General features: G+C 70.2%; 10 protein-coding genes. 4 read left to right on the top strand and 6 right to left on the bottom strand.

Features of this window, described 5'->3' with window-relative positions; all coding sequences use genetic code 11:
- Positions 1–17 precede the first annotated feature (17 nt).
- Together ABH935_RS14050 and ABH935_RS14045 are read right to left on the bottom strand one after the other, a co-directional pair.
- Positions 18–1,583: a hypothetical protein gene (locus ABH935_RS14050; RefSeq protein ID WP_370378307.1), complete on the bottom strand. Its 1,566-nt coding sequence runs from the start codon at positions 1,581–1,583 to the stop codon at positions 18–20.
- 134 nt (positions 1,584–1,717) lie between these two features.
- On the bottom strand, positions 1,718–2,479 hold the full coding sequence (locus ABH935_RS14045) for an SOS response-associated peptidase (protein ID WP_370378306.1): 762 nt from the start codon (positions 2,477–2,479) through the stop codon (positions 1,718–1,720).
- 138 nt (positions 2,480–2,617) lie between these two features.
- On the opposite strand from ABH935_RS14045, the gene aroA reads away from it, so the two are divergent.
- The 4 genes from aroA (at position 2,618) to ABH935_RS14025 (ending at position 7,861) form a co-directional block, all read left to right on the top strand.
- Complete coding sequence (aroA, locus tag ABH935_RS14040; RefSeq protein WP_370378305.1) at positions 2,618–3,976, top strand: 3-phosphoshikimate 1-carboxyvinyltransferase; 1,359 nt, start codon at positions 2,618–2,620, stop codon at positions 3,974–3,976.
- The gene (gene rsgA, locus ABH935_RS14035; protein ID WP_370378304.1) at positions 3,976–5,043 is read left to right on the top strand and encodes a ribosome small subunit-dependent GTPase A; all 1,068 of its coding nucleotides are present in this window, start codon (positions 3,976–3,978) and stop codon (positions 5,041–5,043) included. The genes aroA and rsgA overlap by 1 nt, the downstream gene beginning before the upstream one ends.
- A 255-nt stretch (positions 5,044–5,298) precedes the next feature.
- A complete protein-coding gene (locus ABH935_RS14030) occupies positions 5,299–6,723 on the top strand; it encodes a hypothetical protein (RefSeq protein ID WP_370378303.1) in 1,425 nt (474 codons plus the stop codon).
- Positions 6,713–7,861, top strand: a complete 1,149-nt coding sequence (locus tag ABH935_RS14025) for a hypothetical protein (protein ID WP_370378302.1) — start codon at positions 6,713–6,715, stop codon at positions 7,859–7,861. The genes ABH935_RS14030 and ABH935_RS14025 overlap by 11 nt, the downstream gene beginning before the upstream one ends.
- A 491-nt stretch (positions 7,862–8,352) precedes the next feature.
- Here the strand turns inward: ABH935_RS14025 and ABH935_RS14020 are convergent, their stop codons facing one another.
- From ABH935_RS14020 to ABH935_RS14005, 4 genes are all read right to left on the bottom strand, one after another.
- Positions 8,353–13,323, bottom strand: coding sequence for an NAD-glutamate dehydrogenase (locus ABH935_RS14020; RefSeq protein ID WP_370378301.1), 4,971 nt, complete (start codon positions 13,321–13,323; stop codon positions 8,353–8,355).
- Positions 13,324–13,478: 155 nt separating this feature from the next.
- Positions 13,479–14,339: a tryptophan 2,3-dioxygenase gene (locus ABH935_RS14015; RefSeq protein ID WP_370378300.1), complete on the bottom strand. Its 861-nt coding sequence runs from the start codon at positions 14,337–14,339 to the stop codon at positions 13,479–13,481.
- A gap of 367 nt (positions 14,340–14,706) precedes the next feature.
- The gene (locus ABH935_RS14010; RefSeq protein WP_370378299.1) at positions 14,707–17,280 is read right to left on the bottom strand and encodes an ABC transporter permease; all 2,574 of its coding nucleotides are present in this window, start codon (positions 17,278–17,280) and stop codon (positions 14,707–14,709) included.
- A gap of 22 nt (positions 17,281–17,302) precedes the next feature.
- Positions 17,303–18,136 (bottom strand): ABC transporter ATP-binding protein, encoded by an 834-nt coding sequence (locus tag ABH935_RS14005; RefSeq protein WP_370378298.1) that lies wholly within the window; start codon positions 18,134–18,136, stop codon positions 17,303–17,305.
- Positions 18,137–18,416: the final 280 nt, after the last annotated feature.

Genomic DNA, 18,416 nt, shown 5'->3' with positions numbered 1-18,416 from the left:
TGGTCTGAAGCGCGGTCTCAGTCGTGATCGTGCTCGGGGGAGAACAATCCGTCGGTCTTCTGCGACCGGCGACGCACCGGCTCGTCGGGTTCGGGATCGGTCAGCGCCAGATAACCGCTGCCCGGCTGGAACGAGCTGAGCAACTGGGTCCGCATGTTCGGATCAGCGACCAGGGACGGCACCTGGACCGTGCGCCGGTGCTCCTCGTCCAGCGCCTTCGGGTCGATGCCCGACTCGCCCAGCGCACGGCGGCTGGCCTTCTCGTAGAGGTTCACATAGCCGCAGCGGACCGTCAGGCACTTGGCGAGCCGGCCGGTGATGCTCTCGAAGAAGTCCTTGCGGTAGGCCTCGTCGGTGACCGCCGAGACCGCGAAGAAGAACGCGGAGAAGGTGGTCAGCAGGATCGCGGTCCGCAGCAGCGGCTCGGAGAAGTAGAGGTTGGTGCCCGGGATCCGCGCATAGAAGCCGAAGAGCTTGCCGGGACCGATGATGTTATGCCAGGCCGTCGCCTGCTCCTCGGTGAAGTGGCACATCGCTTGGATGTTTTTCAGGGTGTGATCGCCGTGAAGGTCGGCCTTGCACTCCGGCGTCTTCAGCCAGTCCGCGACCTGCCCGTTGGTCACCGCGAGCTTGCCCAGGGTCACGAAGTAGATGAACACGACCACCGACAGCAGCAGGATCTGGATCACCTGCGTGAAGGCCAGCACGAACAGCATGTTGACCCGCTGCCGCCGGTCGGTCCGCAGCTGCGGCAGCTCGTCGTCGAGCTCGCCGACGTGCTCGTGCAGCGGCGTGTCGGCCGACGCCGCGACCACGGCCTCCAGGTAGTAGTCGCCCTGCAGGTTCTTGACCTCGCCGGGCAGCCGCACCATCAGGAACAGGAACGTGATCGCGGCGAAGAACAGCGTCGTGAACCAGAGCTGGCTGCGCTGCTCGAAGGAGGAGGCGATGTGCCACATGTCCACGTTCAGGAACAGGAACGTCCCGAACAGCGCGAGCATCGGCAGCGCCTTGCTCGCCAGGTTGCCCAGGTTCCCGAGTTCCTCGAACGAGTGCCGCAGCGCCCACTTGAGCACCGGCAGGATCGCGTACGCGACCAGCAGGTACGCCAGGCCCAGCACCGCGATGCCGCCGACGAAGTCGGCGACCACCGCGCCCCAGCTCGCCCCGGACAGCTTCCCGTCCACCGGTCCGAGCAGCACCAGCAGCGCGATCTCCACCGCCCCGATCTTGCGCGGCCAGCGGTACCAGCGCCGGGGCTGCCGGATCAGGTTGGCGACCAGCAGGATGACCATCACCACCCCGAGGCCGATGGCCCCGCCGATCAGCCGGTCCTTCCAGGTCACCGTCTTGCTGGTGAGCTCCAGCCCCATCTGGAGGACGACCAGGACGACGAACAGCGGCAGCGCGCGGGTGAAGACGTCGTCGGTGGCCTTGTAGTTCTCGATGAAGTGCGGCAGGCCGCGTTTGATGAACCATTTCTCGACGTCGTCGAGGTGCAGGTGCGCGTCGGCCAGCGCGCGGCGTTCGTCGCGCTTGGCCGCCATGGCACGCGCGCCACGGGACATGGTGGGCGTACTCACGGTCCCCCCGGAGAGTGAGGCTGTTGAGACGGGTGCTGAATGAAGACTCGCCGATCCTAGAGCACGCCAACCCCCTGTCACACCGACGCAGACCCCTGCCTCAACGTTCCAGGACGCACACCGCTCGGCCTCTGTTACTCGGCCTCCAGCGGTACCACCAGTTCAGGGCCGTTGTTCCGCACGGAGTTCACCGCCGAGGAGACCGGATAGGTGTCCAGGTGCGGATCGCGGCCGGCGTCCAACAGGCCGAGCAGGGCGTCGGTGTCGCCCTCGCCGGAGCCGTAGTCGGGGTCCAACCACGCGTCGAAGTGCGCTCGCGGAACGATCACCGGCATCCGGTCGTGAATGCGGTGCAGTCCGCCGACCGAGGCGGTGGTGAGGATCGTCGCCGACCAGAGCCAGGCCGCCGGGTCCTCCTTGTCCTCGATCTCCGGATCGCGCCAGAGCTCGTACAGACCGGCGAAGGCCAGGGCGTCGCCGGACGCGTCGTGGATGAAGAACGGCTGTTTGACCGGCTTCTCACCGGCCGGTTTGTACCACTCGTAGTAGCCGTCGGCCGGGATGATGCAGCGGCGCTTCATGAAGGCGCGCTTGAACGACGCCTTCTCGGTGATGGTCTCGATGCGCGCGTTGAACATCTTCTGGCCGATCTTGCGGTCCTTGGCCCAGGACGGCACCAGGCCCCAGCGGACCTCCTTGAGCTTGCGCACGGCTTCGGCACCGGGCTCGGCGTCCCGCGGGCGCCGCTCGATCGCGGCCACGACCGGATCGGTCGGGGCCACGTTGTAGTTCGGCTCGAAGCTCTCCTCGACCTGCTCGAACATCTCCGGCTGCCCGATGCCGAGCTGGTCGGCCAGCTGCGAGGGATCGGTCTTCAGCACGTAGCGTCCACACATGTACCGAGCTAATCACGGGATGCCCACAGGAACCTCCTCCTCCGGCTCGGAACCGGCGGCGAAAATGCCCGCCCCGCGCGGGGCAACCGGCATCCGACACCGCCAGCGGTGATCCGGCGCACCGACTAGCCTTGACCCATGACCTCCGCCGAGAAGCCCCTGTGGTCCGCGCCGTCCGCCAGCCGTCCCGTGACGGCGAACGTCCGGGTCCCGGGGTCGAAGTCGGCGACCAACCGGGCGCTGGTGCTGGCCGCCCTGGCCGACTCGCCCTCGACGATCACCGGCGGGCTGCGGGCCCGGGACTCGGTGCTGATGGTCGGCGGGTTGCGCGCGCTCGGCGTCGAGGTCGACGCCGGCGAGAACCTCGACGCCCCGGTGTGGCGGATCACCCCGCCGAAGCAGCTGCGCGGCGGGGACGTCGGCGACGTGGCCCGGGTGGACGTCGGCCTGGCCGGCACCGTCATGCGCTTCCTGCCCCCGGTCGCGGCCCTGGCTGACGGCCCGATCTACTTCGACGGCGACCTCTACGCGCGCTCCCGTCCGATGGGCACGCTACTGCAGTCGCTGCGCGACCTCGGCGTGCGGATCGACGACGGCGACCGCGGCACCTTCCCGTTCCTGGTCGAGGGCACCGGCACGGTGCCCGGCGGGCTCGTGGAGCTGGACGCGACCGCCTCCTCGCAGTTCATCTCAGCGCTGCTGCTGGCCGGCTCCCGGTACGAACACGGGGTCGAGGTGCGCCACGTCGGCGGCCCGATCCCGTCGCAGCCGCACATCGACATGTCGGTGGAGTTCGTCCGCGCGGCCGGCGGCACCGTGGACGCCTCCGAGCCGGGGCGCTGGGTCGTCACCCCTTCGGTCCTGCGGGGCCGCGAGTGGAGCATCGAGCCGGACCTGTCCAACTCCGCTCCGTTCCTGGCCGCGGCCCTGGTGACCGGCGGAACGGTGACCGTCGCCGACTGGCCGGCCGCGACCACCCAGGCCGGGGACGCTTTGCGGCACCTGTTGCGGGAGATGGGTGCCCGTGTGGAACTCACGACGGCGGGGCTGACCGTCTCCGGCGGGGCCGGCGTGCACGGCCTGGAGGCCGACCTGCGCGACGTCGGCGAACTGACGCCGACCCTGGCCGCGATCGCGGCGCTGGCCGACTCGCCGTCCCGGTTCACCGGCATCGGCCACCTGCGCGGCCACGAGACCGACCGGCTGGCCGCGCTGGCCCGGGAGATCAACGGCCTCGGCGGCGACGTCGTGGAGGAGCCGGACGGGCTGCTGGTCCGCCCCGCGAAGCTGCACGCCGGTGTGTTCGCCACCTACGACGACCACCGGATGGCCACCTCCGGCGCGGTGCTGGGCCTGGCGGTGCCCGGTGTGGAGGTCGAGGACATCGCCACCACCGGCAAGACGCTGCCGGACTTCCCCGCGATGTGGGCCGCCATGCTGGACGCCGACGGCGACAGCGCCCGGGAAACGCCGGCCCCGACGGGAGCCCACAGCTGATGGCCGGCGGCGGCCGGAAGCTCGACAGCTACGACGAGAGCGACGTTCGGGTTCGGGCGAACCCGAAGGGCAGCCGGCCGAGGACCAAGAGCCGCCCGGCACACGAGGACGCGGCGACCGGCATGGTGGTCACCGTCGACCGCGGCCGCTACACCTGTCTGGTGCCGGACAAGAAGAAGAACCGCGCCGTGACCGCGATGACGGCGCGCGAGCTGGGCCGGCAGCGGATAGTGGTCGGGGACCGGGTGGGCCTGGTCGGGGACCTGTCCGGCTCGCCTGACGCGCTGGCCCGCATCGTGCGGGTCGAGGAGCGCCGGACCGTGCTGCGCCGGACGGCCGACGACACCGACCCGGTGGAGCGCGTGCTGGTGGCCAACGCCGACCAGCTGGTGATCGTCACCTCCTTCGCCGACCCGGAGCCGCAGCCCCGGATGATCGACCGCTGCCTGGTCGCCGCCTACGACGCCGGAATGCAGCCGCTGCTCTGCCTGACGAAGGCGGACCTGGTCATAGCGTGGGAAGAGGACGCGGTCCTGGACATGTACCGGCCGCTGGACATCCCGATAGTGGTGTCGGCGAACGCCTCGGGGGCCAAGGATCTCGCGGCGCGGCTGGCCGGCCGGACCTCGGTGCTGGTCGGCTCCTCGGGCGTGGGGAAGTCGACGATCTTCAACAAGCTGGTACCGACCGCGTTCCGGGCCACCGGCCGGGTGAACGCGGTGACCGGGCGCGGCCGGCACACCTCGTCCTCGGCGCTGGCGCTGGAGCTGCCCGGCAAGGCCGGCGGCTGGGTGATCGACACGCCCGGCGTGCGCTCCTTCGGGCTGGCGCACGTGGACGTCAACCGCCTGATCGACCACTTCCCGGACCTGGCCGAGGGTACGGAGAACTGCCCGCGCGGCTGCCAGCACGACTCGCTGGCGCCGGAGTGCGCGCTGGACGCGTGGGTCGCCGAGGGGCACGCCGACCCGGCGCGGCTGAACTCGCTGCGGCGGCTGCTGGACGCGCGGCTCGGCGGGGAGGCGTGGGGTGCGTCGACCGGGTTGTCCGAGTCGGCCGAGAGCTGAGAGCGGTAGCTGGTCGCCAGTCGCCAGTCGCCAGTCGCCATCGAGGGCTGAGGCAGCCGCGATCGCGAGCTGATCGCGGCAGGGCGCAGTAACGGGCGCGGAGAAAATACCGACGCGCTCCGCACTCCCGTTCACGTATCGTGAACCGCGCCGGTCGCGGGACTTGTGACGCGACTTCCGGAACCTGCCTTTGGAGCAACGATTCGCAGCTCGCGCCTTCCTTCCCCGACCGGCATCAAGGCGTATGGGCGCGATGTGGTGGCGGCGGAGGACGTGCTGCTCTTCGTCAACGCGGCGACCGCGTCGACCGGGCAGCGGGAGTTCTCCGAGAACGCAGAGCAGCAGTCGATATCCCTGTCGTTCCTGCACGAGTACATGCGCGTCAACTACCGCGAGCTGTACGCGGCGACACTCGCGCTTGGTATCAACGACCACAATGCGATGCTCGCCGTCCGGGGTCTCCTGGGGAACGCACGCGATGTCTCTGCGGAGCAGAAGGCTATAGAGGGGCGCCTTATAGCGGCGACTCTTATGCGGCTGTCTCCGCCGCGTGTGTTCCGGCTCTTTAAGGCGCTCCAGCGTGACGGCGTCAACAACCGGCGGACGCGCGCCATCATCCGCGACTGGATGACAGCTCTCGACAATCCTGCGTACCACGCGGTCAAGTACCGCAGCGGGTTCAAGGCCGGGCTGAAGCACGCGCACGTCGACTTCGGCGACGGAGAACTCCGCGACTTCCTGTTCGGGCCACTTCAGCGCAAGCCGTATACGACGCCGATCCTGGAGACGTGGCGGCAGGCGCACTACGACCGGAACGTCCTCTACAAACTTCCCTATACGGTCGCCGAGGGCTTCGCGGCTAAGCACGGCGTCAAGCGTGAGGTCTTCATAGAGCGCATCGGCACGCAGATGACGCCGCTGGAGAAGCTGCGGACCGACAGGGAGCCAGTCGATCCGCTCGCGGTACTGGAAGGCAGCGCCAAGTACTGCGGACCGCAGCAGATACCGTGGCTGACCCGGCTCGCCGTCCGCATCCTCGCTCTGCCGTTGGACGAGCGGGCCGCGCGGCGTGCCGAGCTCACCGACGGAATGCGCCGCTTCGCCCGAAGCGAGGCCGGGGACCTGGCCGGGACCTGGGGCCGCGTCACGGCCGTGCTCGACGACAGCTTCTCGTCCTTCGGGTCGCCGGTGAAGCGTCGGCGGCCGCTGGCGGTGGCGCTGGCGACGCACTTCCTGCTGGAGGCGCTGGCCGCGCCGGGGCAGTACACGCCGCTGTGGATGTCCGGGCGCGACGATCCGCTGCTGTCGTACCCGAGCGGCGCGACGCCCCTGGGAACCCGCCTGCTGGACGCGTTGGAGACCGCCCCGACCCGGATCGTCGTGGTCTCCGACGGCTGGGACAACAGCCCGCCGGGACTGGCCGGGGAGGTGCTGCGGGTGTGGCGGACGCGGCTGGATCCGGCGCGGCGGGTGGACATCGTGCACGTCAACCCGGTGTTCAACGCGGAGGGACTGGATGTGCGGGCGCTGAGCCCGCTGGTGCCCTCGGTCGGCATCCGCGACGCCGAGGACCTGGTGCTGCTGGTCGAGCTGGCGCAGTTCGCGCAGGGCCGGGTCGGGCTGCCGGAGCTGCTGGCGTATCTCGACGACCGGGTGCGGAGGTTCCTCGGTGCGGATTGATCTCGACGGGCTGCGGACCGGGCCCGCGCAGACCTGGGGTGCGATCCGGCTGGTGCCGCTGCTGCGGGACCGGCCGGTCGAGGGCCTGCGGCTGCACCGGATCGCGTACTCCGAGGAGCCGCGCTGGAGCGCGGTGCGGCTGAGCTCGAAGCTCTCGTACTACTCGTACGTCCCGCACGGGTTCGTCGCCGACTGGGACCGGGACGGCGGCGACCGCGGTGAGTCCGCGGCGTTCGGGACGCAGATCCTGGACGAGACCAAGGACAAGCGCGGCAGCGTGCTCGGCATGCCGATGCAGGTCCATCGGCGGATGACGCAGAAGCTGGGCAAGCGGCGGGCGCGGTTCCTGCCGCTGCACTTCGCGATCGAGGGCTACCTCGCGCTGCACTTCGGCGGGCCGGACATCGCCTGGCGCGAGTGGTCGGACCGGGTGCTGCGGCACGGGCTGTCGCCGCGCATGGAGGCGTCGTACCGCGGCACGGCGGTGGCGGACCTGCAGGACGCGTTGAAGGTGTTCGAGATCCACGAGGGACAGTGCGGCGTGCTGCTGTACGCGGCCGACGCGCTGGCGGCGGCGTTCGTCGTGCCGCATCCGGACGACTACCGCGAGCTGCATCCGACGCTGATGTTGGACCACTACGGCGAGCTGATCTACCAGTACGCGCTCATGATGCCGCCGGTAAAGGAGTTCCGGGCGGGCATCACAGAGGACGTGGACACCCTCGCGGAGCTGCGGGCCGCCGCCGAGGAGCAGGGCGCGCAGTGGGCCGAGTTCCACGACCGCGTGATGGCGAACGCGCTGCTGGACCGCGACTACACCGCAGAGCTCGGCTACGTGATGGGCGACTTCGAGCTGGTGCGGTTCCGGCCGGCGTTCAAGCCGGGCGAGGAGAACCACATCGGGGAGGCGATCACCGACCGGGAAGGCGCGATCGCGTACCTGAAGACCTACCGGCTCTCCGAGGCGCAGGTCCGACGCGGGTACCTGCTGGAGACGTTGGCGACGAACGGCTGGCGCCTGTCGGCAGCGGCGAAGGCGATCGGGACGACGGCCGAGGACCTGCGGGGGCGTATCCGGGCTGCCGGGTTCGAGATGATCTTGCGGCAGAAGGAGACGGCGGCGGGGAGCACGAAATGAGGCGGTGAGACGCGACTGCTCATGCCCCCGACAACAGCAGCCTGACAGCACGACGAGCACCAGCCACTACAGCACGAGCACCGCCGCGCTGGCCTGGCAGACTTAGCTTGGCCGCTCAGCCACCGCCAGCGCCACAGCACCAGCACCAGCACCAGCACCAGCACCAGCCTGGCAATCCCAGCCCACTCGCCCGCCCGCGGCACAGCAGCAGCCTGCCAGTCCCAGCTTGGCCGCTGGGCTCCGCCGCCAGCGCCACAGCACCAGCCAGACACGCTCGCCTTCGCAGCTCGCCCGCCGCCAGCGGCCAGGACCGGCCCGGCAGTTCCAGCCGGGCAGCTCGGCCACCCGCTCGACACCCGCCCGCCGCCAGCACCGCAGCGCCGGCCGGACTCGGCCACCGGCCCGCCGCCAGCGCTCCGCCGCCGGCACCGCAGCACAACAGCCGGGACACGCCACCGCGCATCCCGGCCGCCGGCTGCGGAAAGCCGCCGCTACATCGACGTCGCGCGCAGTATGGCGCTGATCGTCCGCATCGCGACCGACAGCGTCGCGAGGTCGTACGTCTCCGTCGCCATGATCTCCTCCAGTACCGTGCGCGAGCGCTCGACGGCGGCGCGGTCCTTGTCGAGCCAGGCCTCGTAGCGCTGCTCCGGGGTGTCGTCCTCGGCGCCGGAGGCCAGGAGGGCCGCGGTGAGGCCGGCGTGGGAGGCGTAGAGCTCGTCGCGCAGGGCGGCTCGGGCCATGGTCTGCCAGCGGTCGCGGCGGGGGAGGTCGACGATCTTCTGCTGGATGGTCGCGATGCCCATGCGGTCGGCCAGGTCGAAGTAGACGTCGGCGACGTCCAGGACCGGCTTGTCGGTGGCGCGCGCCGTCTCCACGATGTCCAGGGCGCCGAAGATGGACGACATGCCGGCCACCGCCGAGGCCAGCTCGCCCGGGACGCCGGCGATGATGAGGTCCTCGCGGTGCTCGGAGTAGCGGCTCAGGTGCGGGCCCTTGAGCAGCTTCGGCAGGTGCGCGGCGATGTCGCGGACGCCTTCGCGCAGCTGCTCGATCTGCGCCGGGATGTCCAGCGGGTGCCGGCGGTTCTGCAGGAACCAGCGGGACGCGCGCTGCGTGAGCCGGCGCACCTCCATCCGCATCGCCGTCTGCACCGCGGCCGAGACCTTGTTGTCCAGGTCTTCGATGGCGGTCAGGTAGCCGCCCATGTCGAAGACCTCGTTCGCGGCGCTGTAGGCGCGGGCGATCTGGTCGGCCGCGGCCCCCGACTCCTCCCGCATGCGGAAGGCGAAGCTGATGCCGGCGGCGTTCACCAGGTCGTTCACCACCTGGGTGGTGATGATCTCGCGGCGCAGCGGGTGCGAGTCCATCAGGCCCCGATAGGTCTCGCGTAGCGGGGTCGGGAAGTAGTTCGCCAGGCGCGTGACGTAGTACGGGTCGTCCGGGAGCGAGGAGGCGAACAGCTCGTCGGCCAGGACGATCTTCACGTACGCCAGCAGCACCGACAGCTCCGGCTGGGTCAGGCCCCGGCCGGCGGCACGGCGCTCGGCCAGCTGCTTGTCGTTCGGCAGGAACTCCAGCTCGCGGTCCAGCAGGCCGTCCTTGACCAGCCGGCGCATCAGCCGACCGTGCGCCTCGATCAGCTCCGGGGCCTGCCACTGGGCGTTGGCCAGGGCGATGTTCTGGTCGATGTTGTCCCGCAGGACCAGGCGCGCGACCTCGTCGGTCTGCTCGGCCAGGACCTTGTTGCGCTGCTTGACCGTCAGGTCGCCGGCGTGGACCGCCTGGTCCAGCAGGATCTTGATGTTCACCTCGTGGTCGGAGGTGTCCACGCCCGCGGAGTTGTCGATGGCGTCGGTGTTGATCTTGCCGCCGGAGTTGCCGGGCCCGCCGGACACCGCGTACTCGATGCGGCCCAGCTGGGTGAAGCCCAGGTTGCCGCCCTCGCCGACGACCCGGGCGCGCAGCTCGGAGCCGTTGATCCGGATCGCGTCGTTGGCCTTGTCGCCGACCTCGGCGTGGCTCTGCGAGGAGGCCTTGACGTAGGTCCCGATGCCGCCGTTCCAGAACAGGTCGACCGGCGCCTTCAGGATCGCGTTCAGCAGGTCGTTCGGCGCCATCCGCAGCACCGAGGACTCCAGCCCCAGCGCCTGGCGCACCTGCGGGGAGACCGGGATCGACTTCGCGCTGCGCGGGTACACGCCGCCGCCGGCGCTGATCTTGCCGGTGTCGTAGTCGGCCCAGGACGAGCGCGGCAGGTTGAACATCCGCTGCCGCTCGGCGAACGAGGCCGCCGCGTCGGGCTCCGGGTCCAGGAAGATGTGCCGGTGGTCGAAGGCCGCGACCAGCCGGATGTGCTCGGACAGCAGCATGCCGTTGCCGAACACGTCGCCGGACATGTCGCCGACGCCGACCGCGGTGAACTCCTCGCTCTGGGAGTCCACGCCGAGTTCGCGGAAGTGCCGCTTCACCGACTCCCACGCGCCGCGCGCGGTGATGCCCATGCCCTTGTGGTCGTAGCCGACCGAGCCGCCGGAGGCGAAGGCGTCGCCGAGCCAGAACCCGTAGTCGATGGCCAGGCCGTTGGCGATGTCGGAGAACGTCGCCGTGCCCTTGTCCGCGGCCACCACCAGGTAGGTGTCGTCGCCGTCGTGGCGCACCACGCCGGCCGGCGGCACGACCTCGCCGGAGACCAGGTTGTCGGTGATGTCCAGCAGACCGCTGATGAAGGTCTTGTAGCTGGACACGCCCTCGGCCAGCCACGCGTCGCGGTCCACCGACGGGTCCGGCAGGTTCTTGGCGTAGAACCCGCCCTTGGAGCCGACCGGCACGATCACCGAGTTCTTCACCATCTGCGCCTTGACCAGGCCCAGGATCTCGGTGCGGAAGTCCTCGCGGCGGTCGGACCAGCGCAGGCCGCCGCGCGCCACCTTGCCGAAGCGCAGGTGCACGCCCTCGACCTGCGGGGAGTAGACCCAGATCTCGAACTTGGGCAGCGGGGCCGGCAGGTCCGGGACCGCGTGCGGGTCCAGCTTGAAGGACACGTACGGCTTGGGCTCGCCGTCGGCGCCGGTCTGGAAGTAGTTCGTGCGCAGCGTGGCCTGGATGACCTTGAGCAGCGAGCGCAGGATGCGGTCCTCGTCCAGGGACTGCACGTTGTCCAGCGCGCCCTCGATCTCCTCGACGATGCTCTCCCACAGCTCCGGCGTCTCGTGCGAGTACGCCGGGGAGAACTTCGCCTCGAACAGCTTCACCAGCAGGCGGGCCACCCGGCGGTTGTTCGCGACCACGGTCTCCACCAGCTCCTGGCTGGAGGTCATGCCGCCCTGGCGCAGGTACTTCACGTAGGCGCGCAGGATCACCACCTGCCGCCAGGTCAGACCGGCCAGCGGGACCAGGGTGTTGAAGCGGTCGTTCTCGGCCCGGCCGGTCCAGATCGCGGTGAACGCCTCCTGGAAGCGCGTGCGCGCGGCCTCGTCCATGCCGTACTCGGCGATCGAGCCCGGGTCGCAGCGCAGCCCGAAGTCGTAGATGCGCGAGTCCGGCTGGTTCGCGGTGTCGATCTCCAGGTCGTACGGGAACTCGTCGACGACCTCGACGCCCATGCGCTGGAACACCGGCAGCACCTCGGCCAGCGACACCGAGGACCCGACGCGGTAGATGCGGAAGCGGCGGTCACCCGGAGCCGAGTCGACCTCCTCGTACAGCCGCACCGCGCTGCTCTCGCCGGAAGCCTTGAGCCCTTCCAGGACCTTGACGTCGGCGACGGCCATCTCGGGCCGCTCCTCGGCCTTGTACGACTCCGGCAGCGCCGCGCCGTAGGCCTCGCGCAGCTCCCGCGCCTGCGCCTCGCCGAAGTCGCCGAGCAGGGCGTCGGCGAAGTCGTCGTCCCAGGTGCGGGTGGCGGCGGACAGCTTGGCCTCGATGGCGTCGGCGTCCGCGTCGACCAGCGTGGTGCCGGGGGCGACGCGCACCACGAAGTGCAGACGGGTCAGCACCGACTCGGTGTTGCGCACCGTGTAGTCGATGACCGCGCCGTTCAGCTCGCGCATCAGGATTTCCTGCATGTGCAGGCGGGTCGAGGTGTCGTAGCGGTCGCGCGGCAGGTAGACCAGCGCCGAGTAGAACCGGCCGTAGGCCTCCTTGCGCAGGAACAGCCGCAGCCGGCGGCGCTCCTGCAGCTGCGAGACCGCGATCGAGATCTCGGCCAGCTCCGGGGTCGGGATCTGGAACAGCTCGTCGCGCGGGTAGGTCTCCAGGATCTGGAGCAGTTCCTTGCCGGAGAAGGAGTTCTGGTCGAACCCGGACTCGGCGATCACGGCGCGCACCTTGCGCTGCACGACCGGGATGCGCAGAACCGACTCGGTGTAGGCGGGGGCCGCGAACAGGCCGAGGAAGCGGCGCTCGCCGACCACGTTGCCGTCGGCGTCGAACTTCTTCACGCCGACGTAGTCCAGGTAGGCCGGGCGGTGCACGGTGGAGCGGGTGTTGGCCTTGGTCAGCACCAGCAGCCGGGGCTCGCGGGCCTTGGCGCGGGCGTCCGGGCCGAGCTTGGAGAAGCTCTGCGACATCGGCTGGTCGGCGCGCAGGATGCCCAGGCCCGTGCCGGGCACGGCGCGCAGAGTCTCCTCGCCGCTGTCGTCGGTCGTGAGGTCGTACTCGCGGTAGCCCAGGAAGGCGAAGTGGTCCTCGGCCAGCCAGCGCAGCAGGTCCGAAGCGTCGGAGAGCTCCTCGGTGCGCACCGGCGGCTTCTGCTGGTCCGAGGCGGGGTGCAGGTCCTCGGCCAGGGACAGCGCGGTGGCCCGCATCTTCGGCCAGTCCTCGACCGCCTCGCGCACGTCGCGCAGCACCCGCTGCAGATCGGCCTCGATCTCGGTGTACCGCGTGCCGTCGGCGTCCTCGCGCGGGGACAGCCGGTCGATCTCGATGTGGATCCAGGACTCCACGGTCACGTCCGGACCGGACTTGTCCTGGTCCGGGGCCATGATCTCCAGCAGGTCGCCACTCAGGTCGCGGCGGACGTACATGACCGGGTGGATGATCACGTGGATCCCGCGGTCCTGCCGGGAGAGCTCGGAGGTCACCGAGTCCACCAGGAACGGCATGTCGTCGGTGATGATCTCGACCACGGTGTGCCCGCTGGACCAGCCGGTGGTCTCCACGGTCGGGGTGTGCGCCCGCACCTTCGCCGTGCCCTGCGGCCGGGACGCGGCCAGCGCGGCGTGCGACAGCGCCGCCGAGCGGATGTCCTTGGCCGCGGTGCCGATCAGATCCTCGGGGGCCGCGTGGCGGTAGTACTCGTCGAGGTACGCCTCCATGGCGCCGTCGCCGCGAGCCGGCATCAGGACCGCCGCGGACGCGCCGCCCCCGGCGTCGGTGGCGGGTTTGGCCGCCTGGCTCAGCAGGTCGGCTTTCGCCTGATCGAGCTTGCCCAGTTTCGCACCCGTATACGTGCTCTGCATGGCCGTGTGAACTCTATTCTGTCGCGCGCCTTTGCGTGACTAAGTGGCTTCCGAGGGGACTCGCGGTACTACGTGTGAAGTTGTCGGGCTGAACCGGCGTGCGAGTGGTCACACACTGAGTGACGACAGCCACGCCGAAAAGTCACCGTCGCCGTCTAAAGGAAACTTCTGAGCTCCCACAGGAGCGGGAAGTAGTGCAGGCCCAGACGGGAGCGGAGGTAGGGGGCGCCGGTCGAGCCGCCGGTGCCGGACTTGGTGCCGATCTGGCGCTCGACCATGGTCACGTGCCGAGCCCGCCACAGCGCGGCGGCCTCGTCGTGGTCCAGCAGCGCCTCGGACAGCTCCCACAGCTCGCCGTAACCGTCGCGGTCGCGGGCCACCTTGACCAGCGAGTCGCGCAGTTCGTCCTCCGAGGAGGCAGGCAGGCCCGTGGCGGCGACGGCGTGCACGAAGCCGTCCCACAGGCTCGGCGCCTCCAGCCGGGCGGCCAGCCGCTTCTGCTCGGCCTCGGTCAGGCCGCGGAAGCGCTTGAGATAGGTCGGGTCCTTGGCCCCGGAGGCGAACTCCAGCTCGCGGAACTGCGCGGACTGGAAGCCGGAGGCCGGGGACAGCAGCTCGCGGAAGACCAGGAAGTCCTGCGGAGTCATGGTCTCCAGGACCGCGATCTGCTGGATCAGCACACCCTCGATGGTCGCGACGCGCTTCAGGAGATGTTTGGCCCACCACAGCCGCCCCGCCATCATCGCCTCGGTGGCGGCGTCGACTTCGTGCAGGAGCTGTTTGAACCACAGCTCGTACACCTGGTGGATGGTGATGAACAAGAGTTCGTCGTGTGCCGGCGGATCGGACTCCAGGACTTGGGCGGACAGCAGCTGCTCCAGCCGGAGGTACGAGCCGTAGGTCAGCTTCGCCCCCTCCTCGCCGAAGTGATGGCTGGTGACCGTCTCGTCACCGAAATCGGAGGATGCGCCCACAGGACAGCCGACGACGCTGTCGGCTGACGGTTCTTTCGTCACGCCTGCCAGGCTACCGCCGCTCGGGCGGGGCTCACGGCCGGTTTGAGATGACAGAAAGGCAGCTGTTCGGCAATCTGCTGTACACCTTGGCCAGACCTGCCGGGTCTCCACACCAAAGCGGCGGGACTTGCCACGCGGCGGTGGTTCGGCCCGATGGTGTCAAGTCCGGGGAAGTCCGGACGGCCGGGAGAATCCGGACGGCGCGGAGGTCCGGACGGCGGCGCACGGCGACGCACGCGACGACACACCGCGGCGCGGCCCCGCCGAAGCGAAGCCGCGCCACCCCCCGATCCCCGTGCTCCCCCGATCCCCTCCCGATCCCCCGGTCCCCGTGCCCCCCGGCTGCGAGCGCCGTGACCGTCAGCCGTCAGCCGTCGGCCGCGATCGCCCGCAACACGTTCATCCGCGAGGCGCGGAAGGCCGGAGCCAGGGCCGCCAGCAGACCGACCACCGCGGCTCCCAGGAACACCGCGACAATGGTGCCGACCGGGATCGCCAGGGTGCTGATTCCGATCCCGGACAGCACCTGCTGGGCGGCCACACCCCAGGCCAGTCCCAGGCCGACGCCCAGGGCCGCGCCGAACAGCGCTATCACCACCGACTCCAGCCGGATCATGCGGCGGGTCTTGCGCCGGCCCATGCCGATCGCCCGGATCAGGCCGATCTCGCGGGTGCGCTCCACCACCGACAGCGCCAGGGTGTTGACCACACCGAGGATCGCGACCACGATCGCCAGGCCGAGCAGCCCGTAGACCATGTTCAGCACGCCGCCGACCTGGTCGTGGATCAGCTGCTTGTAGTCGGTCTGGCTCTTCACCGTCACCTGCGGGAAGGGCGCCAGGTCGGCCTTGAGCGCCGCGTAGGCCTGGTCCTGCCGGCCCTTGTCGGCCTTGGCGAACAGCAGCTCGGAGGCCGGCTGCGCGGACGCAGGCAGCGACTTGCCCAGCGTGTCCAGGGAGACGTAGCCGTCGCCGTGGTTGAACACCGTCTTGTCGCTCATGATGGCCAGGACGGGCAGCTTGAGCGGTGTTCCGCCGTGGAAGGTGACGTTCAGGACCGAGCCGACGGTCGCGTTCCGGGTCTTGGCCTCGGCCGCCGGGATCGCGATTCCCTCCTTGGTGAACACGTCGGACAGCGAGCCGGCGGTGGTGGCCGCGTCGAAGTCCTGGGTCAGGGTCGGCGAGGAGGCCGAGATCACGATCGTGCCGCCGGCCTTGCCGCCGCCGGAGGCGTCCGACACCGCGGCGTTCACGAACTTGTTCTCGGTGACGTGCGCCAGGCCCGGTGTCGCCTGGGCCTTGGCCAGCACCTCGGGGGTGATCTCCAGGCCGCCGTTGGTGGTGATGATGTAGTCCGCGCCGACGCTCTTGTCCATCTCCGAGGTCGCCGAGGTGACCAGCGAGGAGCCGACCACGGCCATCCCGGACACCAGCGACAGCCCGATCATCAGGGCCGCGGCGGTGGCGCCGGTCCGGCGCGGGTTCCGCAGGGCGTTGCGCTGCGCCATGGTGCCGACCGAGCCGTAGGCCGCCGGCATCCAGACCCCGAGCACCCGGATCACCACGCCGGCCAGCAGCGGGCCGAGCAGGATCGCGCCGATCAGGGTGACCAGCACACCCAGGCCCAGCAGCAGTCCGCCGGTCGCGGTGGCGCCGTTGACCGCGCCGCCGATCAGGGCCGCCGCGCCGCCGCCGGCGATCGCCAGGCCGATGCCGTTGCGCAGCCACGAGGCCCGGCGATCGCCCGGGGTTCCGGCCTCGCGCAGCGCCGCCATCGGCGTGACGCGGGCCGCGCGGCGGGCCGGGACCCAGGCCGCGAGCAGGGTGACCAGCACGCCGACCGCGTAGCCGGCGATCACCGAGGAGGCCGTCACCGACATGTCCGAGGCCTGCAGGTTCATGCCGACGCCGTTCATGATGGCGATCAGGCCGTAGGCCAGGCCGGCGCCGGCGGCGATGCCGACGGTGGCGCCGATGACGCCGAGCATCAGCGCCTCGAAGCGGACCGAGCGGTTGATCTGCCGGCGGCTGGCGCCGAGGGCCCGCAGCAGGCCCAACTCCCGGGTGCGCTGTGCGACGAGCATCTGGAAGGTGTTGATGATCAGGAAGGCGCCGACCATCAGCGAGATCCCGGCGAAGCCGAGCATCACGTACTTCATGAAGCCGATGAAGCCCACGCTGTTGCGGCCGTCGGCCTCCTGTTCGGCCCGGGTCTTCACGTCGTAGCCGGCGCCGAGCTTGGCGGACACCTCGGCCTTGAGCACGTCGTCGGAGGTGCCGGGCTTGGCGTCCAGGTCCACTCCGGTGAACGCGCCGGTCTTGCCCAGGAGCTTGGTCTGCGCGGTGTTCGTGTCGAAGTAGAACAGCGTCTCGCCGGGGTTGGTGGTACGGAAGGTCGCGATGCCGCTGACCGTGACCTGGAAGGTGCCGGCGCCGGTGCCGGTCACGATGCGCAGCGGCGAGCCGAGCGCCAGGTGCTTCTTGGCCGCGGTGTCGGCGTCGACGACCACGTCGGTGGGACCGGCCGGCGGACGGCCGGAGGTCAGGTTCACCGCCGGGTGCGGCGTGACGTACCAGTTGGCCCCGATGGTCGGACCGCCGGAGGAGTTGGAGATGGCCTTGTTGTCCGCGCCGACCACGGCCAGCCGTTCGGTGGTGATGTCACCGTAGACGGCCTGCACTCCGGGCAGCGCCTTCACGGTGTCGAGCACCGAAGTGGACACGGTCTGCTCCGGAGCGCCGGGCAGCGCGTCCTTGTCCGCCTTGGCCGAGACCGCGACGTCGGAGGCGGTGGTCGCGAACAGCCGGTCGAAGGTGGTGGTGATGGTCGAGGTGAACATCAGGGTGCCGGTGACGAACGCCACGCTCAGCACGACGGCGATCAAGGACAGCGAGAGCCGGCCCTTGTGCGCGAAGAAGTTGCGGCGGGATGCCTTCCACATGATCGATACCCCCCGGCCCGGCTCAGCGCTGACCGGCGGCGTCGCCGCGTTGGTTCTGGTCGTGCACAGCGTGGCCGTGGCTGTCGAACTGCCGCATCCGGTCCAGGACCTTGTCGGCGGTCGGCGCGGCCATGTCGTCGACGATCCGGCCGTCGGCCAGGAACAGCACCCGGTCGGCGTAGGCGGCGGCGGACGGGTCGTGGGTGACCATCACGAAGGTCTGGCCCAGCTCGTCGACCGAGCGGCGCAGGAAGCCGAGGACCTCGGCGCCGCTGCGGGAGTCCAGGTTGCCGGTCGGCTCGTCGCCGAAGATGATCTCCGGCTGGCCGGCCAGGGCGCGGGCCACGGCCACGCGCTGCTGCTGGCCGCCGGACAGCTCGCTGGGGCGGTGCTTGAGCCGGTCGGCGAGCCCGACGGTGCCGATCACCCGGTCCAGCCAGGCCTTGTTCGGCTTGCGGCCGGCGATGTCCATCGGCAGCGTGATGTTCTCCGCCGCGTTCAGCGTGGGCAGCAGGTTGAACGACTGGAAGATGAACCCGATCCGGTCCCGGCGCAGGTTCGTCAGCTCCTTGTCCTTCATCGCGGTGAGCTCGCTGGCCACGCCGTCCCGGCCGTAGATCCAGATCTTGCCCGAGCTGACCGCGTCCAGGCCGGCCAGGCAGTGCATGAGCGTGGACTTGCCGGAGCCGGAGGGCCCCATGATCGCGGTGAACCGGCCCCGCTCGATGTCGACGTCGACCTGGTCCAGGGCGGTGACCGCGGTCTCCCCTTGGCCGTAGCGCTTGGACACGGCCTGGGCTCGGGCGGCGGTGCCGACGGTGCGGTGGGTGACCGCGGCCTGTGCTGCCGTTGTCATGATCTTCCCCTCAGGTGGCTTTCAGCGGAGCTGGGTCGGTGTCGATCGACGTCACTAAGGCTGCCAGCCGCCCCCGTGGCCTCGCCACGGAGCCAACAGGTGTCCGGCGGTAGGGCTAACCCCACCGCTGCGCTACCGGCCTGCTCTTAGGGTACGGAAGCCCACGCTGGCCAGGCACTTGGTTCGCATTGCGAACAACATGGTGGACGAGCTATGGTTCGTGACGCGAACGATTCTGTTCGCATCACGAACAACTGTGTGCGGCGGCCCGGCCTGCCGC

It is taken from the genome of Catenulispora sp. GAS73 (assembly GCF_041262085.1).
Lineage (GTDB): Bacteria > Actinomycetota > Actinomycetes > Streptomycetales > Catenulisporaceae > Catenulispora.
This window is presented reverse-complemented; position numbering and strand designations above follow the sequence as displayed.

Bases quoted from the DNA above. Each gene is read 5' to 3' on its own strand.
- ABH935_RS14045 (WP_370378306.1), bottom strand. From the start codon at position 2,479: ATGTGTGGACGCTACGTGCTGAAGACCGATCCCTCGCAGCTGGCCGAC.
- aroA (WP_370378305.1), top strand. From the start codon at position 2,618: ATGACCTCCGCCGAGAAGCCCCTGTGGTCCGCGCCGTCCGCCAGCCGT.
- rsgA (WP_370378304.1), top strand. From the start codon at position 3,976: ATGGCCGGCGGCGGCCGGAAGCTCGACAGCTACGACGAGAGCGACGTT.
- ABH935_RS14020 (WP_370378301.1), bottom strand. From the start codon at position 13,323: ATGCAGAGCACGTATACGGGTGCGAAACTGGGCAAGCTCGATCAGGCG.
- ABH935_RS14010 (WP_370378299.1), bottom strand. From the start codon at position 17,280: ATGTGGAAGGCATCCCGCCGCAACTTCTTCGCGCACAAGGGCCGGCTC.
- ABH935_RS14005 (WP_370378298.1), bottom strand. From the start codon at position 18,136: ATGACAACGGCAGCACAGGCCGCGGTCACCCACCGCACCGTCGGCACC.